Origin of the sequence: Arthrobacter sp. NPDC057013, from assembly GCF_042674585.1 — a bacterium.
GTDB lineage: Bacteria > Actinomycetota > Actinomycetes > Actinomycetales > Micrococcaceae > Arthrobacter.
The window spans coordinates 1-18,653 of the sequence record NZ_JBHUSE010000027.1; the positions used below are offsets into that span (position 1 = coordinate 1).

At 67.9% G+C, this 18,653-nt stretch carries 15 protein-coding genes; 10 read left to right on the plus strand and 5 right to left on the minus strand.

The window, feature by feature from the left end; translation table 11 throughout:
* Nucleotides 1-110 precede the first annotated feature (110 nt).
* Both hutH and ACFTSA_RS22410 read left to right on the plus strand, forming a co-directional pair.
* Nucleotides 111-1,703: a histidine ammonia-lyase gene (gene hutH, locus ACFTSA_RS22405; RefSeq protein ID WP_377954159.1), complete on the plus strand. Its 1,593-nt coding sequence runs from the start codon at nucleotides 111-113 to the stop codon at nucleotides 1,701-1,703.
* Nucleotides 1,704-1,868: 165 nt separating this feature from the next.
* A complete protein-coding gene (locus tag ACFTSA_RS22410) occupies nucleotides 1,869-2,105 on the plus strand; it encodes a hypothetical protein (protein ID WP_377954161.1) in 237 nt (78 codons plus the stop codon).
* Between the two features lie 109 nt (nucleotides 2,106-2,214).
* On the opposite strand, the gene ACFTSA_RS22415 is transcribed toward ACFTSA_RS22410, so the two are convergent.
* Nucleotides 2,215-2,475, minus strand: coding sequence for a hypothetical protein (locus ACFTSA_RS22415; RefSeq protein WP_377954162.1), 261 nt, complete (start codon nucleotides 2,473-2,475; stop codon nucleotides 2,215-2,217).
* A gap of 222 nt (nucleotides 2,476-2,697) precedes the next feature.
* Between ACFTSA_RS22415 and ACFTSA_RS22420 the strand changes: the two genes are divergently transcribed.
* Together ACFTSA_RS22420 and ACFTSA_RS22425 are read left to right on the plus strand one after the other, a co-directional pair.
* Nucleotides 2,698-4,002 (plus strand): cation:proton antiporter, encoded by a 1,305-nt coding sequence (locus tag ACFTSA_RS22420; protein WP_377954164.1) that lies wholly within the window; start codon nucleotides 2,698-2,700, stop codon nucleotides 4,000-4,002.
* Between the two features lie 74 nt (nucleotides 4,003-4,076).
* Nucleotides 4,077-6,296: a transglycosylase domain-containing protein gene (locus ACFTSA_RS22425; protein ID WP_377954166.1), complete on the plus strand. Its 2,220-nt coding sequence runs from the start codon at nucleotides 4,077-4,079 to the stop codon at nucleotides 6,294-6,296.
* A gap of 6 nt (nucleotides 6,297-6,302) precedes the next feature.
* Here ACFTSA_RS22425 and hutG read toward each other — a convergent pair whose 3' ends face one another.
* Entirely contained in the window at nucleotides 6,303-7,283 is a 981-nt protein-coding gene (gene hutG, locus ACFTSA_RS22430; protein ID WP_377954168.1) for a formimidoylglutamase, read from the minus strand.
* An 80-nt stretch (nucleotides 7,284-7,363) separates the two neighbouring features.
* Nucleotides 7,364-8,803 (minus strand): NCS2 family permease, encoded by a 1,440-nt coding sequence (locus ACFTSA_RS22435; RefSeq protein WP_377954169.1) that lies wholly within the window; start codon nucleotides 8,801-8,803, stop codon nucleotides 7,364-7,366.
* A 111-nt stretch (nucleotides 8,804-8,914) separates the two neighbouring features.
* On the opposite strand from ACFTSA_RS22435, the gene ACFTSA_RS22440 reads away from it, so the two are divergent.
* Nucleotides 8,915-9,538, plus strand: a complete 624-nt coding sequence (locus ACFTSA_RS22440) for a copper resistance protein CopC (protein ID WP_377954171.1) — start codon at nucleotides 8,915-8,917, stop codon at nucleotides 9,536-9,538.
* 165 nt (nucleotides 9,539-9,703) lie between these two features.
* Here ACFTSA_RS22440 and ACFTSA_RS22445 read toward each other — a convergent pair whose 3' ends face one another.
* A complete protein-coding gene (locus ACFTSA_RS22445) occupies nucleotides 9,704-10,330 on the minus strand; it encodes an FAD-dependent monooxygenase (RefSeq protein WP_377954244.1) in 627 nt (208 codons plus the stop codon).
* 465 nt (nucleotides 10,331-10,795) lie between these two features.
* Here ACFTSA_RS22445 and ACFTSA_RS22450 point away from each other — a divergent pair, with 465 nt between their 5' ends.
* Together ACFTSA_RS22450 and ACFTSA_RS22455 are read left to right on the plus strand one after the other, a co-directional pair.
* Complete coding sequence (locus ACFTSA_RS22450) at nucleotides 10,796-11,833, plus strand: universal stress protein (RefSeq protein WP_377954173.1); 1,038 nt, start codon at nucleotides 10,796-10,798, stop codon at nucleotides 11,831-11,833.
* Nucleotides 11,834-11,836: 3 nt separating this feature from the next.
* Nucleotides 11,837-14,581 carry a PEP/pyruvate-binding domain-containing protein gene (locus ACFTSA_RS22455; protein WP_377954174.1) on the plus strand — a complete coding sequence of 915 codons (2,745 nt, stop codon included), beginning with the start codon at nucleotides 11,837-11,839 and terminating at the stop codon, nucleotides 14,579-14,581.
* Between the two features lie 54 nt (nucleotides 14,582-14,635).
* Here the strand turns inward: ACFTSA_RS22455 and ACFTSA_RS22460 are convergent, their stop codons facing one another.
* Entirely contained in the window at nucleotides 14,636-15,295 is a 660-nt protein-coding gene (locus tag ACFTSA_RS22460) for a DedA family protein (RefSeq protein ID WP_377954176.1), read from the minus strand.
* A 153-nt stretch (nucleotides 15,296-15,448) separates the two neighbouring features.
* On the opposite strand from ACFTSA_RS22460, the gene ACFTSA_RS22465 reads away from it, so the two are divergent.
* The 3 genes from ACFTSA_RS22465 to ACFTSA_RS22475 all read left to right on the plus strand — a co-directional run bounded on the left by ACFTSA_RS22465 (nucleotide 15,449) and on the right by ACFTSA_RS22475 (nucleotide 18,625).
* The gene (locus ACFTSA_RS22465) at nucleotides 15,449-16,606 is read left to right on the plus strand and encodes an outer membrane lipoprotein carrier protein LolA (RefSeq protein ID WP_377954178.1); all 1,158 of its coding nucleotides are present in this window, start codon (nucleotides 15,449-15,451) and stop codon (nucleotides 16,604-16,606) included.
* A 62-nt stretch (nucleotides 16,607-16,668) separates the two neighbouring features.
* Nucleotides 16,669-17,658: an ABC transporter ATP-binding protein gene (locus tag ACFTSA_RS22470; protein WP_377954245.1), complete on the plus strand. Its 990-nt coding sequence runs from the start codon at nucleotides 16,669-16,671 to the stop codon at nucleotides 17,656-17,658.
* On the plus strand, nucleotides 17,645-18,625 hold the full coding sequence (locus ACFTSA_RS22475; RefSeq protein WP_377954179.1) for an ABC transporter permease: 981 nt from the start codon (nucleotides 17,645-17,647) through the stop codon (nucleotides 18,623-18,625). Before ACFTSA_RS22470 ends, ACFTSA_RS22475 begins: the two co-directional genes overlap by 14 nt.
* Nucleotides 18,626-18,653: the final 28 nt, after the last annotated feature.

The window sequence follows — 18,653 nt, forward strand, 5'->3', positions numbered from 1 at the left end:
GACCCCGGCATGGGCGTCATCCGCCACGTCGACGCCGGCTACGACCGCGCCGCCGACGTCGCCAAAGAACGCGGAGTCCGCATCCCCATGAACGAAGGCAAGTAGGAACCATGACCATCACCACCCACGAACCGCTCACCGTTACCCTCGGTGCCAGCGGCGCCACGCCCGAGGACGTCGTCGCCGTCGCACGGCACGACGCCAAGGTGACCATCTCCCAGGAAGCCCTGGACGCCGTCGCCAAAGTCCGCGCGCACATCGACGGGCTGGCCCACAGCGACGTGCCCGCCTACGGCATCTCCACCGGCTTCGGCGCGCTGGCCAACCGCCACATCCCCGGCGAGCTGCGCACCCAGCTGCAGAAATCCCTGATCCGCAGCCACGCCGCCGGCATGGGCCCCGCGGTGGAACGCGAAGTGGTCCGCGGCATCATGTTCCTGCGCGCCAAGACGCTGGCATCGGGCCGCACCGGCGTCCGGCCCGTGGTCCTGCAGACCATGGTGGACGTGCTCAACGCCGGCATCACCCCGGTGGTCCGCGAGTTCGGTTCGCTGGGCTGCTCCGGCGACCTCGCACCGCTGTCCCACTGCGCCCTGGTCCTCATGGGCGAAGGTGAAGCCACCGGTCCCGACGGCGAACTGTACGGCGGCGCCGGCCAGCGCACCGTTGCCGAACTGCTCGCCGCGCACGGCATCGAGCCGGTGACCCTGGCGGAGAAGGAGGGCCTGGCGCTGGTCAACGGCACCGAGGGCATGCTGGGCATGCTCCTGATGGCCATCGCGGACCTGCGGCAACTGCTCACGACGGCGGACATCACCGCCGCGCTCAGCGTCGAGGCGCTGCTGGGCACGGACCAGGTATTCCTTCCTGAGCTGCACGCCGCCCTCCGCCCGCACCCCGGCCAGGCCGCCAGCGCCGACAACATGCTCCGGGTCCTCTCCGGCTCGGCCATCGTGGCCTCGCACCGCGTGGGCGATTCCCGCGTCCAGGACGCCTACTCCCTGCGGTGCGCACCCCAGGTTGCCGGTGCCGTCCGGGACACGGTTGACCACGCCGAACTGGTGGCTTCCCGTGAACTCGCCGCCGCCATCGACAACCCAGTGGTCCTGCCCGACGGCCGGGTCAGCTCCAACGGCAACTTCCACGGCGCCCCGGTGGCCTACGTGCTCGATTACCTGGCCATCGCCGTCGCGGACCTCAGCTCCATCGCCGAGCGGCGCACGGACCGGATGCTGGACCCGGCCCGCTCGCACGGCCTGCCGGCGTTCCTTGCCGCGGATCCGGGCGTGGACTCCGGCCTCATGATCGCCCAGTACACCCAGGCGGGGCTGGTCTCGGACAACAAGCGGCTCGCGGTTCCCGCGTCCGTGGACTCGATCCCGAGCTCGGCCATGCAGGAGGACCATGTGTCCATGGGCTGGCACGCTGCCCGCAAGCTCCGCAAGGCCGTGGAGAACCTGCGCCGGGTGCTTGCGATCGAACTCGTGACGTCGGCCCGGGCAATTGACATGCGGACCCAGCTTTCCGGCGGCCAGTTGACGCCGGGACCTGCCGGGGCGGCTGTCCTCGAAACGCTGCGGACCGTCGTCGCCGGTCCGGGCACCGACCGGTTCCTGTCGCCGGAACTGGAGGCGGCCGACCGGCTGGTTGGCTCCGGCGCGGTGCGGACGGCGGCCGAATCCGCCGTCGGCAATCTCGCCTGAAGGTGAACAAAGTGCACCGCCGGCAAGCATTTGCCGGCGGTGCCGAAATAGTCTGCAACGCGCCGGACACAGGCCGGCGAGTGTAGTAGAACTAAAGGTGTAGTAAAAGTCACATCAAAGATGCTGTGGCGTAAGAAGAACATCCACAAAGGGGTAGAAGTTCAAATGAAAGCACGCGGGGCAGTCCTGTCCAGGCGCATCGCACACGCAGCAACGGTTTCCGACTGGGGATCGCTGCACGTGGGCGAGCGGATCGAGATCATCAAGCATGCACACGTTATTGCGGCAGGCGAGGTGGAGGAAATCTCACGGAGCGGAAACGTGCTGTGGCTGATCTGTGGCGGGGCGCATGAGTCCCAGCTCTTTATGAAGTCCGACGGCGTGCAGGTGCGCCGGGTGTAGTCCGGCTGTAGCCGTGCGGTAGAACGCACACCAAAATAAAAAGCCCCCGACCTTGGATCATTCGGCCTTTCGGCCAGAATGAGTCCGGGATCGGGGGCTTTTTCGCGTGTTAGGCTGCGATGTCCTCGTGTGTTTCGCCGAAGGGAACAGACTCGTCGAGGGCCACTGTGTAACGGCCTGGCTCCAGGCGCGTGACCTTGATGCCGCAGGTGCCTTCCTGGGCGGCCGTTTCGATCAGCGTCTCCACCGCGCTTTCCAGGCCGTCGTGGACCTGGTCGGCACTGGTGAACGCCAGGTCGATGGACCGGACATCCGCGGAGCGGGACGCGCTCATAGGAGCGGTTGGGCGCTCCATGGTTGCTGTGCTCATGTACTGACTTTCTATGGTTTGTGCCGGGGGGGCAGTAGACCATTCTACCGGGAACCGGCCCAAAGGTAAGATGACTGGCATTTGACAAGGATGTTGACGATAGTTGTCTTATCAACCATTCTGTCATTGCGCGGCTTGTGGAAGCGATCCTGCGCCCCCTCGGTCGCGCCCCGGGCGCTAGTGTTGGTCAGGTCCGAGAGGCTGAGGGCGCAGGAGGCGACCGTGTTTGAAGGTGCCAGCATCATGTTCGCCGCGGCGGGCGTCGCCGTCTTCGTGGCCGCCATCCTGCCCAAGGCGCTGCGCAATGCCCCGATCTCCATGCCGATGGTGTTCCTGGGTGCCGGTGCGGCCGCCTTCGGGCTGCTTCCCGACCTCCCGGACCCGAACCCCGTCCAGCACCATGAGCTGACGCTGCACCTGACTGAGATCTGTGTGATCATCTCGCTGATGGGAGCCGGCCTGGCGCTGGACCGTTCCGTGGGGCGGCGGAACTGGGCCACCACCTGGCGGATGCTCGGCATTGCCATGCCCCTGTGCATGCTGGGCCTGACGCTGCTCGGACTCTGGCTGCTGGGCCTGGGGCTCGCCGCCGCGCTCCTCGTGGCCGCAGCACTGGCCCCCACCGATCCGGTCCTGGCCTCCGAGGTGCAGGTGGGTGAGCCGGCCGACGAGGAGGAGGGCACCGACCGGGAGGACGAGGTCAGGTTCGCGCTGACGTCGGAGGCGGGACTGAATGACGGGCTGGCCTTTCCCTTTGTGTACCTGGCCATTGCCATGAGCCTTGTGGGGACCGCGCCGTCGGCCTGGTTCCCGGAGTGGTTCGGCGTGGACGTCCTGTGGCGTATCGGCATGGGCGTGCTGCTTGGCTTCGCGACAGGCAAGGCGCTGGCCCGGCTCTTCTTCTCCGCGCGGCACGACAGCATCCGGCTGTCCAACCATTCCGAGGGTTTCGTTGCGCTGGCCGCCACTTTCCTGGCCTACGGCGTGACCGAGATGATCGAGGGATACGGGTTCATCGCGGTGTTCGTCTGTGCCGTGACCATCAGGACGGCGGAGCGCACCCACGGCTATCACCGCATTCTTCACTCCTACGTGGAACAGCTTGAGCGGCTCCTGACGGTGGTCATCCTGGTCCTTCTGGGCGGAGCGATCGCGCGGGGCCTGCTGGCCGGCGTCGGCTGGGCCGAGGTGGGCGTGGCACTGGTCTTCCTGGTCCTGGTGCGCCCGCTGTCCGGCTGGCTGGCGCTGGCCCGCGGCAAGACCGGCCCCCGGGAGCGGATCGCCATTTCCTTCTTCGGCATCAGGGGCATCGGGTCGCTTTACTATCTTGCCTACGCTCTGGGCCAGGGCAGTTTCGGGGACCAGACGCAGCGCCTGTGGAGCATCATCGGACTGGTCGTGGCAATGTCCGTGGTGCTTCACGGGGCCACCACGGCGCCGGTCATGAATCGCCTGGACCGGCTCCGCGAACGCAGGGCAGCCGAGAAATTCGGTGACGAGGGTAAGGCGCCGCAGACGCCGGTGTGACCCTGCCAAGCACCGATAGCGCCGAGAGCGGCAAGTATTCCACGTTCCGGCCGCTGATGTGGTGAGCTTGGATCATGGCAGGCAGAAGGTTGGTATCCCGTTTGGCTCTCGCGCTGGCAAAGTTGCTGGGGTTTGTGGTTGTCAGCTGCCTCTGCGGCGTCCTCGTGGCCAGCTTCCTGGTGCCCGGGGCCGCCCTCGCCGGCACCTCGGTCAGCAAGTCGATTTCCTACTTCAACAGCCTGCCCACAGAACTCGCAGTGCCTGCGCCATCGCAAACCACCCGCATGCTGACGGCCGACGGCAAGCTCATCGCCACGTTCTATTCGGAGAACCGGGTCCGTGTGCCCCTGAAGCAGATGTCCCCGTTCATTCGGAAGGCCGTTGTCGCCATCGAGGACAGCCGCTTCTATGAGCACGGCGGCGTGGACACGCAGGGCGTCCTCCGCGCGCTCACCAGCAACCTGACCCGCGGCGACCGGCAGGGCGCCTCCACCCTCACCCAGCAGTACGTCACCAACATCGTGAACGAGTCCCTGATTTCCGAAGGCCGCGAGGACCAGGTGGTGCTCAGCGGGCAGAAGACCATGGGGGACAAGCTGCGCGAGATGCGGCTCGCGATGGCCCTGGAGAAGAAGTTCACCAAGGACCAGATCCTCGAAGGCTATCTCAACATCGTGTTCTTCAACCGCAGCGCCTACGGCATTGAGGCGGCGGCCCAGTATTTCTACAGCGTTCCGGCGAGCAAGCTCACGCTGCCCCAGTCGGCGCTGCTCGCGGGCCTGGTCAACAGCCCCAGCTTCTACGATCCCGTGACCAACCCCAAGAACTCGCTGAAACGCCGCAACCAGGTCCTCGGCGAGATGCTCAAGCAGAAGATGATCACGAAGAAGCAGCATGACGCCGCTGTGGCCTCTGGCGTCGGACTGAAGGTGCGGCCTTCGCGGCAGGGGTGCGCCGCTGCCACCATGGCCCCGTACTTCTGTGACTACGTGACCCACTTGTTCCTCAACAACCCGGCCTACGGTGCGGACACCGAAGCCCGCGAAAAGCGGCTCTTCCGCGGCGGGCTGACCATCACCACCACTCTGGACAGCCGGCTGCAGGCGAAGGCGCAGGCGCAGGTCAACGCCACCGCCGGTGCCAACCCGGACAAATGGGGCGCTTCGCTGGTTACGGTGCAGCCGGGCACCGGCAAGGTTCTGGCGATGGCACAGAACACGGTGTACCTGCCCCAGCCCGGCAAGTTCGACACCCAGTTGAACTTCAACGTGGACGCCAAGGACGCGAGGGGCAACGACCTCAACGGCGCCGGCGGGTTCCAGCCGGGCTCCACCATGAAACCCTTCACTTTCGCCGAGTGGCTGCACCAGGGCAAGACCATGTCCACGGTGCTGGACGCCTCGAAGCGCGAATACCCGCTGGGCTTCCGCTGGCGGGACTCGTGCGGCAAGGTGGCCGGCGGCTACAGCACCAAGCAGCGCCGGGCAGGACTCGAAGCGGCCGACGACCTGCAGAACGCCTCGGAAGGCTACTACCGCAAGATGCCGGCCGACTACGGGCTCTACAACTCGATCAACACGGCAACCTTTGCCGAGGCCGCACAGCTGGACTTCTGCGGCATCCAGAACATGGTCAACGCCGTCGGGCTCCGCAGCGGGCTGGACGGGACACCGGTGGACATGCACCAGCTGGGCAACCTGCTCGGCGGCACCGAGGTGGCCCCGCTGACCATGGCCAACGCGTTCGCCACGTTCGCCGCCGACGGCCGGTACTGCGTGCCGGTGGCCCTGGCCGGCGTGGCGGACATGGCGGGCAAGAAGCTTCCGGCCGGGGTCCAGGAATGCAGCCAGACCGTGGAAAAGAACGTGGTCCGCGGCGTGAACAAGGCACTCCAGGACATGCTCAACAAGGGCTCAGGTATCTACATCAACCCCAAGGTGCAAAAGAGTGTGCCGGTGGCTGCCAAAACAGGTACCAACAACAGCAACGGCGCCACCTGGGTGCTCGGCTACACTACCGGCCTGGCCACGGCGTCGTTCTTCGGGGACGCCCTCGAGGGCCAGCAGCGCCCGGGCCGGAACCTGACCATCAATGGCAAGTTCTATGACCGCATTGACGGCTACATGATCGCGGGCCCGCAATGGGCGAACTACATGCTCCAGGTGGCGCGGCTTTATCCCGCCGCCGCCTTCCCCAAGCCGCCGGCGTCGATCGTCAGCAAGCCCGCGGCGAAACCCAAGCCTGTGGCAAAGCCCAAGGCGCCTGCCCGGCCAGCCCCGAAGCCCAAGGACTAGTAGTTCTCAGCCCAGCAGGATGCTGACCAGCCGCGCGGCCACCCGGGCGGTCCGGTTGTCGACGTCGAAGGCCGGGTTCAGTTCGGCCACGTCCGCGTGCAGGAGTTTGCCGCTGGCCACCACCTGGCGGCAGACGGCACTGATCACCGGCAGCGGAACACCGTACGAGGCCGGTGCGCTGACGCCGGGAGCCACCGCGGCCGGCAGCACGTCTAGGTCGATGGTGAGGTAGAGGACGTCGATCCCGCTGAGGAAATCCGCCACGAACGCCTCGGCGGCGCCGGCGGTGCACTCCTCATCCAGCAGGTACTTCACTCCCAGCTCATCGGCGGTGCTGAACAGCGCCCGTGTGTTGTTGGGTTCGGAAATTCCGACGACGGCGTACCTGAGTTCGCGTCCCGCGGCGGCTTCCGCGCGGGCCATCTGGAGGAACGGCGTTCCCGAACTGGGCGTCGCCTCATCCCGGAGGTCGAAGTGGGCGTCGAGGTTGAGCACGCCCAGCCGCTGGCCGTCGCGGACCGCCCGGGACCCTGCCACGCCGAGGTAGCTGGCGTAGGCGGTTTCGTGGCCGCCGCCGAGCACCAGGGTGAGGCGGCCGCCGTCGAGCAGTGCCGCCACGGCGAGGCCCACGCGGGCCTGGCCCGCCTCCAGTTCGCCGTCGCGGACCACCACGTCGCCGGCGTCGGCGGCCGGCCGGTCCGAGTGGCGGGCGAGGGGGCCGAGGGCAGTGCGGATGGCGGCCGGAGCGGCGGCCGCCCCCGTCCTGCCCTTGTTGCGGCGCACGCCCTCGTCACTGCAGAAGCCGAGGATCACGGCGGGGCGCTGAGCCGGTGTGGCGGCGTTCAGGTCGCGAGCGTTGAGCCGGGCTGTGCTCCCGGTAGCCGGCGTTACGGCCTGCCACCACCGGCGGTGGGCTTCGCCGTCGCCGTCGTAACGCCCGGTCCAGGGCTGGGGCTTAACGTCAACTGGGAGCGCGGGAAAGTCCATGCTTCAAGCTCACCGCACGCGCCCGGCCAGAGCCAGCGGCGCCGCCGTCGTGATGTCTGAAATACCGGAAAACGGTACTGCTACATTCCCAGCGACTGCTCGATGGGCCCGATCCCGAAGAACAGGACGAACGCCGCCGCGACGGCCCACATCAGCGGGTGCACCTCGCGGGCGCGCCCCTGGAAAGTGCGGATCAGGACATAGGAGATGAAGCCCGCGCCCAGGCCGTTGGCGATGGAGTAGGTGAACGGCATCAGGGTGAACGTGAGGAACGCGGGCAGTGCGATGCCCCAGTCCTGCCACTGGATCTTGCCGATCTGGGCCACCATCATGAACCCGACCACCACCAGGGCGGGAGCTACGGCCTCGAAGGGTACGAGGTTGATCAGCGGGGTGAAGAACATGGCCACGAGGAACAGCAGGCCGGTGACGATTGAAGCCAGGCCGGTCCGCGCGCCCTCACCGATGCCTGCACCGGATTCGACGTAGATCTGGTTGGAGGAGACGGAGGCCCCGCCGCCCACGATGGCACCGAGGGCGTCCACCTGCAGCACGCGGTCGACGTTGGGGATGTTGCCGTCCTTGTCCACGGTTCCGGCCTCGTTGGCCAGGCCCACCATGGTGCCCATGGCGTCGAAGAAGATGCTGAGCAGGATGACGAACGCGAGCAGCGCCGCGGCCACGACGCCGAGGTGGCCGAACGCGCCGATGGGGTTGGCCTTGCCGATCAGGGACAGGTCAGGGGCAGCCCACTCAGTGAACTTGGGGGCAACCAGGGACCAGCCCTGCGGGTTGACGTTCTTGCCGTCGAAGCTGGGGCCGATGTGCAGCGTGAACTCGAGGATGACCGCCAGGATGGTCGAGGCGACGATGCCGATCAGGATGGCACCCTTGACGTTGCGCACCAGCAGGGCGATGGTCAGGATCAGGCCGAAGACGAACACCAGCGTCGGCCAGCCCAGGAGCTTGCCGTCGAAGCCGAGGCCCACCGGGACGGTGGTCCCGGCGGCGTCCGGAATGCGCCTGACGAAGCCTGCATTCACCAGGCCGATCAGCGCGATGAACAGGCCGATCCCCACCACGATGGCAGTCTTGAGCCCGTCGGGCACCGCACGGAACACGGCAGTCCGGAATCCGGTCAGGACCAGGATCATCATGGTGACGCCGGAGAGGACCACCAGGCCCATCATGTCCGGCCAGGTCAGGCCGGGATTGGTGGCCACTGTCACGGCCACGAACGCGTTGACGCCCAGGCCGGTGGCCATGGCAAACGGGTGCTTGGCCCACGCGCCCATGAGGATGGTCAGGATGCCGGCAACAAAGGCGGTGACGGCAGCAACGGCCTGGAAACCGAGGGTGGCGCCGGAGGAGTCCGCGCCGGACAGGATCAGGGGGTTCAGCACCACGATGTAGCTCATGGCAAAGAAGGTGGCGAAACCGCCGCGGATCTCGCGGGAGGCGTTCGACCCCCGTTCTGAAATCTTGAAGTACCGGTCCAGTGCAGAGCCCTGCTTGAGCATTAGTCCTCCGGTGAGAGTGTGGGGGTTACTTGAATCCTAGTAGGTTGCCGAGTGCTGTCCGAGCAAATTCGCCTACTCTGTAATGAAGTCAACACTAGGAGTAGTCCGCCCATGCGTTTTCCCCGCCAGATGCTGTCCGCCTTCCTTGGCACGCTCGCACTTGTTGCCCTGCTCCTCACTGCCGGGCCCGCTTCCGCGCATGATGTTGCCGAGTCCAGCAGCCCGGCCGATGGCGCCACGGTGGCCACCGCTCCCGCCAAAGTCTCGATCACGTTCAACAACACCCCGCTGGGGCTCGGCTCCGAGGTCAAGGTGACTGACGCCGCCGGAACAGACTGGACGGACGGCAAGGTGGAGATCGTGGACAACGTCGCCTCGCAGAAGCTGCGCGAAGGTGCGCCGGCCGGGAAGTACACGGTGGTGTGGCGGGTGGTGAGCTCGGACTCCCATCCGATCGAGGGCACGTTCACCTTCACCGCCACGGCCGCTGCGGCGGGGGCAGCGTCGGTGCCCGTCCAGACCGTCGGCACGCCGCAGCCGGGCACCACGCAGGCCACGGGGACGGTCACGAATTCCTCGGAGCCCTTCCCGTGGAGCATCGTGGTGTTCGCCGTCGTGGCTCTCGGCCTGCTGGTCACCCTCGGTGTGCTGGCCCGCCGGCGGCTCAGCGTCGGCGACGACGACAATGACGGTGCCGCGCAGACTCCGGACGGCCAGGGCGGGCGCGACGCCTAGTCGACGGGACGCCTAGCCGACGCGACGCCTAGCCGGGCGCCCGCTGCCAGACTGGGGGACACCGACCCGCGACACGCCGGGATATGGGCGGATGGCGGCCCGAACCATGGCCAAAGTCCCCCACGACGGCAGCGCAGGCCGCCGGTCGCCCGGCCCGATCTGGTCTCAGACAGCCGCTGCGGGCAGCGCCGGGAAGCTTCCGGTCAGTACCGAGGGCACACTGTCCGGGTAGACCTTCGCCGAGATTGCCTGGCCCACCACCTTGGCCTGGCGCAGCACTTCCTTCGGCGTCGGCGTGATGAGCTCACCCACGCCCACCAGGTAAATGCCGATGGCGCGCATGGCAGCGACGAGGTTGGTGCCGATGGAGATGCCGAGGTCCGTGAGCATGCGCCGGAGCTGGCTGTGGGCGCAGCGCGTGAGCACGATGTGGTCGGCCAGCAGTACGCCGTCGGGGGTGTGCACGGCCCAGCGGTGCAGCGAGGGCTCTGCCCCCGGCCCCATCTTGTCGAGCAGCACGGCGGACGTGTCGCTGCGGATGTCCAGCTGGTGGCTTGAGGCGTAGTTGCGCAGGTGCCGAAGAATTTCGTTCCGCTCCTGGATGGACGCTGCCTCGGCGTCGTCGCACCGCTGGTGCGCGGATTTCTGGGACTGGCCGCCGGGGGATTCCAGCCGGCTGACGATGATTGAATCAACGCCCCGGCGCCGGAGTTCCGTCGCTATGGCTAAACCGGGAAGGCCGGTGCCGATGACCACAGTGGTGGTCCGTTCTGCGCCGCTGAGACCAGGCATGCGTGACACTACTTCCTCCTCGAGATTTTTGAAGCGCAGGGCATCATCGCCCATGCGCCGTCCACTGCCCCAGCAAGCAGACACACCCCATTTCCGGCTGCGCGGTGGAGCACAATCCGGACCGATGGTGCCTCGACATTACAGAATTTTTTGGTCGCTGGATACCCCTCCCGAAACATTGGTTTGCGGGGCTTTGCTCGGCGTCACGAGAGCATCCGGAGCAGTGCCGGAACAGCACCCTGGGCAGCGCCTGGCGAGCACAAGGAAAGGCTGAAAACACCCGGTCAGGGGGACCCGCAGGGCCCCAGGGGGCCTGCTTGCTAACAGGTCGCCGACCGAGAATAGTTGGTCTTAAAGGCAGGCTGTGCATAACCGGGAACCGGACGGCCTGCCGGTGACGGCTAGACGCGCTGCTTCTGGCAGAATAGCCGCATCATCAGGCAGTATCGCGAGGAGGCGGACCGTATGGACGCACACGAATTGCATCCCGACCCGGCACGGGATGGCGGTGCCCGGCACGCGAGACCAGAAGGAATCGTTGTAGGCGTCGATGGTTCGGACCACGGCCAGTGCGCCCTCGTGTGGGCCGCCCGTGAAGCCGAACGCCGCCGTCGTCCCCTCCACATTGTCACGGCCTACTCGGTGCCCATCTTCGCCGCCTCCGGACTCGACGGCGGGTATGCCACCGTGGACGACTCGGTGATCCGCGAGGGCGCCGAGGCCATCCTGCAGCACGCCGTGGACAAGGTGTCCGGCTACAACATCAGCGTCAGTGCCTCGGTCGAAAACGGGGACGCTTCAGGCGTGCTGCTCGACCTGTCCGAAACCGCCGAGCTGCTGGTCTTCGGGACCCGCGGCCGGGGCGGCTTCGTCGGGCGGCTCCTGGGCTCTGTCAGCAGCGCGCTCCCGGCCCACGCCAAATGCCCCACGGTCACGGTTCCGCTGATCTGCTCCGACCGCCTCGGCGAAACCACCCAGGACAGACACATCCGGGCCGAGCAGGCCAAGGCCGGCCGCGGTCCCGTGGAAAAGGTAGTCGCCGTGGGCGTGGACGGCTCCGAGCAGGCCCGCGTCGCGGTCCTGGAAGCCGCAGAGCAGGCCGAGCGGCTCGGTGCCCCGCTGAGGGTGATCTGCGCGGTGCCGCAGTACAGCGGATCCCTTGCCTGGGTGCCGGCCCCGCTGGACAGGGAAGCGCTGTTCGCCGATATCCAGGTCCAGCTGAAGGCCGGGGTGGCGTGGCTGCAGAGCCACTTCCCGCGGCTGGCCATCGAGACCCGGCTGCTGGACGGTTCGCCCGTGGATGTGCTGGTGGAGGCCAGCCGGCATGTTGAGTTGATTGTGGTAGGAACCCGCGGCCGCGGCGGCTTCACCGGCATGCTCCTGGGCTCGACGTCGGACGGCGTCCTGCACCATGCCAAGAGCCCCGTGATGGTGGTCCCGGACCGGGAAGACCCCCGCCTCGCCGACCGCGCCAGCTTCGGGCCCATGCTCGGCGCCTCGTAGCGCATGAGCGGCCTGGTACTCGGCCTCGGGGACCTCAGCGCGTCCATGCTGCCGCTGGTTGGCGGAAAGGCCGCCAACCTCGGCGAGCTGCTGGCGGCCGGTCTTCCTGTGCCCGACGGGTTCTGCCTGACCACCGAGGCGTACGTCCAGGCCGTGGAACCGCTCGGGCTCGCAGAGGTGCACAGCGCCCTCCGGGACACCCCCGCCGATGACTTGGAAACCCTTGCGGGCCTGGCCGCCAAGGCCCGGAGCCTGATTACCGCAGCAGAACTTCCGACGGCGATCGCCGGCGAGATACTCACGGCTTACCGGGCGCTGGGCGGCGTTCCGGTCGCGGTGAGGTCCTCGGCAACGGCAGAGGACCTTCCCTTCGCCAGCTTTGCCGGCCAGCAGGACACCTACCTGAACGTGATCGACGCGGTGGCGCTGCTGGACGCCGTCCGGAAATGCTGGGCCTCGCTCTGGACTGACCGGGCGGTGGCCTACCGCGCCAGCCGGAACATTGACCCCGCTACGGTGGCCCTCGCCGTCGTCGTCCAACGCATGGTGGACGCCGAGGCGGCCGGCGTGATGTTCACCGCGAACCCGGTCACCGGCAGGCGCCGGGAGGCCGTGATCGACGCAAGCCCCGGGCTTGGGGAGGCAGTGGTGTCGGGCGCCGTCAATCCCGACCACTTCGTGGTTGACACCGGATCCGGGGCCATTTTGCAGCGCCGCCTGGGGGACAAGCGGACTGCTGTCCGGCCGCTGCCGGGGGGAGGCACCGAATTTGTCGACCAAAGCGCCGACGGCCAGGCGTGCCTGACCGACGCCCAGATCCGGGAACTCGCGGCGCTGGGGAGCAACGCCGAGGCCCACTACGGCGCCCCGCAGGACACGGAGTGGGCGCTCGACGGCGGCGGGAAAGTCTGGCTGACCCAGTCCCGGCCCATCACCACGCTTTACCCGCTGCCGGAGAGAGCCTTTCTTTCCGAGGAAAACAGGGAAGGGCTCGGCCCGGGGGACGAGCTGCGTGTCTACCTCTGCTTCAGCCTCGCCCAGGGACTGACCCGGCCGCTGACCCCGATGGGACTTGCCGCACTCCGGCAGATCGGCTCGTCGGTTGCTGCCGCCGCGGGCTTTGACGTCCCGGACCCCCGCAGCGGGCCACCGCCCTACGTGGAAGCCGGGCAGCGCATCTTCATCGACCTGACCGCCGCCGCGCGAAGCGCCGTGGGCCGCCGGATCATCCCGAATGTCTTCGACGTTATGGAGGCACGCTCCGCAAAAGTCTTGCGCAGCGTGTTCGATGACCCACGCCTCTCCATTACCCGCCGCACGCCCTGGGACCTCCTCAGGCACGTGGCCCCCATCGCTGTCCGCGCCCGGGTGCCGGAAGCCGCGGTCCGGGCGCTGGTCCGTCCCGAGGCGGCCCTCAAACGCCTGAACCGCTTCACGACGGAGTTCAACACGACGCTGGAACTGCCCCAGGGTGCTTCCCCCCACGCGCGGCTTGACCACGCCGAGGGGATACTGTCGCGGCTCTTCCCTATTCTCCCTGCGGTGCTTCCGCTGGCCGGGCTGGGGTTCGCCATGCTCGGCCTCACCGGGAAACTTCTTGGCGCGGGCAAGCTCTTTGGTTCGGGCGAGGACCGGGACAGCGCCGGCGCGGACGGCGGGGGGCGCAACATCGACCTCCAGCCAGTTCTCCGCGGTTTGCCGAACAACGTGACGACGGAGATGGACCTGGAGCTGTGGCGGGTGGCAACCAAGATCAAGTCCGACGCCGAATCGCTGGCCGTGCTCACGGGCGATCCCCCCGCCGTGCTGGCCCAGCGCTTCGCCGCGGGCGACTTGCCCGCCGCTGCCCAGGCCGGCCTGGCGGGATTCCTCGCGAGGTACGGGCACAGGGCTGTAGCCGAAATCGACGTCGGCATGCCCCGCTGGCGGGATGACCCCACCCACATCCTGGGCGTCCTGGCCAACTACCTCCGGCTGGAGGACCCGGAACGGGCCCCCGACCGGCAGTTCAGCAAGGCAGCAGCCGAAGCGGACGCACAGATCGAGCGGCTGGTGGCCGAGGCCAGTGCCCGGGGGCGCCTCCGCGGCATGGCCGTCCGGGCGGCGCTGCGGCGGGCACGGCTCTTCGCCGGCCTGCGCGAACTTCCCAAGTTCCAGATCGTCCTGGCGCTGGCGGAAGTCCGGAAGCAGCTCGCAGAAGTTGGCGCAGTGCTGGCGGAGCAGGAACGGATCGCCCGGGCAGAGGACATCTTCTTCCTGGACTTTGCCGAAGCGTACCGGGCGCTGGACGGTGCCGACATGCAGGATCTCGTGGCCCAGCGGCAGGGGGCTTATTACCTGGAACTGGAGCGGCGCCACATTCCCCGGATGCTGCTCTCGGACGGAACGGAACCCGAGACGCTGCTTACCGCCGTCGGAACCGCGGAACCCGGCGCACTGTCCGGGAGCCCGGCGTCGGCGGGGACCGTGACGGCGCCCGCACGTGTCATCCTCGACCCCGTGGGTGCCCACCTGGAACCGGGGGAGATCCTCGTGGCACCGTCCACCGATCCGGGCTGGACCCCGCTGTTCCTCACGGCGGGCGGCCTGGTGATGGAGATGGGCGGCCCGAACTCCCATGGCGCCGTGGTGGCCCGGGAGTACGGCATCCCCGCCGTGGTGGGTGTCCCCGACGCCACCTCGCTGCTGCGGACGGGCCAGGAGGTGACGGTCGACGGCGGCGCGGGCACCGTGGTGCCCGGCGCCTGAGCCGGGGCTACTGGCGACGGGGCTGCAACGCGCAGTGGCTATTCAGGCCCACGGCTACTGCCGGTCCGGTGCCGGTTTCCGGCGCCGGATGTGCCGGACCACGAGCCAGATCACGAAGACGGCCAGGCCGGCGTAGACGGCGTAGTTGAGGTAGCGCGAGTACTGTTCCACCATCGCGTACTGGCGGCCCAGCAGAACGCCGAAGCCGATCAGCGCGCCGTTCCAGATGCCGCTGCCGGCGATCGTGAAAATGCTGAAGGTGCCCAGGCGCATCCGCTCGGCACCGGCCGGCAATGATATAAGGCTTCGCACGCCGGGAAGCAGCCGGCCGAAGAAGATGGCCGACCTGCCGTGGCGGCGGAACCAGGCGTCCGCCCGCTCAAAGTCCTCCCGGTCCACCAGCGGCAGCTTGGACAGCCAGCGGATCGAACGCTCCAGTCCCACCTTGGCGCCCAGGAAATAGAGCGCGAGGGCGCCCAGGTAAGCCCCCAGCGTGCTGGTCACGAAGACCAAGGCCAGATTGAGGGATCCCTGCCTGGTCAGGAACCCGGCGAGCGGAAGAATCACTTCACTGGGGATGGGCGGGAACACCGTCTCAAGGAAGGTAAAGAGTCCCACCCCCCATTCCCCGAGCGAATCGATCGCCTGGGCGGCGAAGCCCACGATGCCTGTCAGTTCGTCGGCCGGACTGGAGGTGGCACCGGGAATGTGCATTGGCGGGGGCTCCTGGAAACTGGAATACGGCGTCCCATCCAGTCTGGCCCACAAGGCGCCGCAGGGAAAGCGGACAGCCTGGCCGGGGGCTGCCACATAAGAGGCCGAGGCGTACCCTGAGGGTATGAGCTGCGACGTGGGAGCGGAGTTGACATGACTGCCATCTGGCTGCGGTGGACACCTGCCGTGGCCGTACCTGCTGTTATTGCTGCCGGAGTACTGGCGGGGTCCTTGCCCGCGAGCGCCCGGGATCCGTTGCCGGAAAAGTCACCTGCCCAGGTGCTGGCGATGATCGGACAACACCAGACCAAGTCGTTCTCCGGCACGCTGGAGCAGTCCTCCGAACTCGGACTCCCCGATGTTCCGCAGGTGGGGCCCACCTCGGGCTCAGGTGCGGGTTCCCTCGCCGAGCTGCTGACCGGACCGCACAGCGCCCGTGTCTATGTCGATGGGCTAAGCAAAGCCCGCATCCAGGTGATGGACCGGATGGCCGAGCGCGACGCCGTCCGGCAGGGCAACGAGGTGTGGCTGTACAACTCCAGGGACAACACCGCCACGCATGTCACGCTTCCGGCGATGGCTTCGAAGGAATCCCGCAGCCACGGGATGCCTGCAGGAGTGGCAACGCCGGAGGAAATGGCCGCGAAGATGCTCGACAACCTGGACAGCAGCACCAAGGTGGCGGTGGCCGGAGACACCGAGGTGGCAGGCAGGGCGGCGTACAACCTGGTCCTCACGCCGCGGTCGGACGTGACCCTGGTGGGTTCGGTGGCAGTGGCCGTGGACGGTGAGAACGGCATGCCGCTGAGCGTGGAGGTGCGGGCGCGCGGGCAGCAGGAGCCTGCCTTCCGGACCGCGTTCTCCAGCCTGACGCTTGGTGCTCCCGACGCTAGCCTGTTCAACTTCTCGCCGCCGCCCGGTGCCTCGGTGAAGGAATTTGCCGTGCCGGCACCGTCCCACGGCAAGGCGGACCGCACCGATAAGGACCTGGCTGACAAGAACCGGGCTCACAGGAATTGGGACCACAAAGACCTTCGCGGGCATGTCCCGATGGTCACCGGAACCGGCTGGGAACGGATCGTCGGGATTCCGGCCCCGTCCGCTTCCGTCCCGTCCGCATCCCCTGAGTCCGGGAAGCAATCCGTCGACAAGCTGCTCAATGACCCCCTGCTTCGCCAGGCAACCGTGACGGTCCCAGGCGGCCGTGCCATCTCCACATCGCTGGTCAATGTCCTGCTGACGGATGACGGCCGGACCTTCGTTGGTTCCGTGCCCCTGGAGCGGCTCCAGGCCGCCGCAGCCGCGAGGTGACAGCGCCTGGCCGCGCACTGGCGCTGGAAACCAAGGGGCTGAGCAAGCGGTTCGGCCACCAGATGGCGGTCAACAGCATCGACCTCGCCGTGCCCAGGGGCTCAGTCTTCGGCTTCCTCGGGCCCAACGGTTCCGGGAAGACCACCACCATCCGCATGATGCTGGGCCTGGCCGCTCCGACCGCCGGGGAAGTCAAGGTCCTGGGACTGGACATGCCGCGGCAGCTGGACGAGGTCCTGCCCCGCGTTGGTGCCCTGGTGGAGGGCCCGGCTTTTTATCCGTTCCTGTCGGGCGCGGCAAATCTGCACCGCTTGGATGCGGCGGACCGCCACGCGACGCCGTCCACCCGCAGCGCGCGGGTGGGGGAAGCGCTGGAACGGGTGGGGCTTTCCCACGCTGCCCGGAAGAAGGTGCGGGCCTACTCGCTGGGCATGAAGCAGCGGCTGGGAATCGCCAACGCGCTGCTGGCACGACGTGAATTGCTGGTCCTGGACGAACCGACCAACGGGCTGGATCCGCAGGGCACCCGCGAGGTCCGCAACCTTGTGCGGTCACTCGCCGCCGACGGTGCCACCGTGTTCGTCTCCAGCCATCTGCTCGCAGAAGTGGAGCAAATCTGCACCCATGCGGCGATCATGAGCGCCGGCCGGCTGGTGGCGCAGGGGCCCCTGGCCGAACTCCGCCAGGCCGGCACCGCGCAGCTCCGGCTCGTGACGCCCGACGCCGGTACGGCCTCGGGCGTTTTGGCGCGGTTTGGCCTGTCCCCGGTTGTGGGCCATCCCGACGGCGCGGACGCAGTGATCACCGCAAGCCTTCCCGTTGGCACCGGGCTTGACCGCACAGCATTCGCCCGCACAGCAGGGCGCTCAGGCCCTGAAGGCCACCCGGCGCCGGCAGCTGAACCATCCGCAAACGGAGGCGTGCCGCCGGAAACGATCGTCGCTGCCCTCGTGGCGGACGGGGTGCGCGTCCGCGGGTTCACGGTGGAGCGCGGCAGCCTGGAGGACCGGTTCGTGGCTTTGACGGGGGAGGGCTTCGATGTCGCACAGTGACCGGCAGCCAGTGCAGGAACCGGCGGCACATGAGCCGGAAGCGCAGAAGTCCGAGGGACGCGGGGCAGAAGCGCAGGAGACGGCCGCGGACCAGCCGGCAGTTCAGCGGCTGACGGTGCACAACAGGCCGGCGCCGGGGACCCGGCGCCGGGCGTCCAGCGGTTCCCTGCTCGCCTCGGAGCTGAAGCAGCTGTTCCGCCGCCGCAGGACCCAGGCGATGCTCCTGGCCCTGGCCGCTATCCCGGTGGTGATCGCCGTCGTCGTCCGCGTTTCCTCAGCTGTTCCCCCCGGGAGGGGGCCTGCGTTCCTGGACCGGATCAGCCAGAACGGGCTTTTCGTGGCTGTCACGGCGATGCTGGTTTCGGTTCCGCTGTTCCTTCCGCTGACCATTGGCGTGGTCGCGGGGGACACCATTGCCGGGGAAGCCGGACTGGGCACGCTGCGGTACCTGCTGGTGGCTCCCGCCGGAAGAGTGCGGCTGCTGCTGGTCAAGTATGCCGGGGCGGCGGTGTTCTGTATTTCCGCGCCGCTTGCCGGGGCGCTCGCCGGAGCTGGCATCGGTTGGGCGATCTTCCCTGTGGGGCCGGTGGCGCTGCTCTCGGGCGACCTGGTCGAACCGGACGAGGCACTGGTCAGGATGCTCCTGATCGCTGCCTACCAGGCTGTGTCGCTGCTGGGTTTGTCGGCCATCGGGCTGTTCCTCTCCACGCTGACCGACGTGCCCGTGGGGGCCATGGCTGCCACGATCATCCTGTCCGTCGTTTCCCAGGTGCTCGACCAGCTGCCCCAGCTGGAGTGGCTGCACCCGTGGCTGTTCTCGCACTACTGGTTCGGCTTCGCGGACCTGCTGCGCCAGCCCATCGGCTGGGACTCGTTCGGTGACAATGCCCTGCTGCAGTTGGGCTATATCGCGGCGTTCGGCGCGCTGGCGTACGGCCGGTTCGTGAGCAAGGACGTGCTGTCCTAGGGATCGCCCCTGCCGGCAGGGTCCCCGC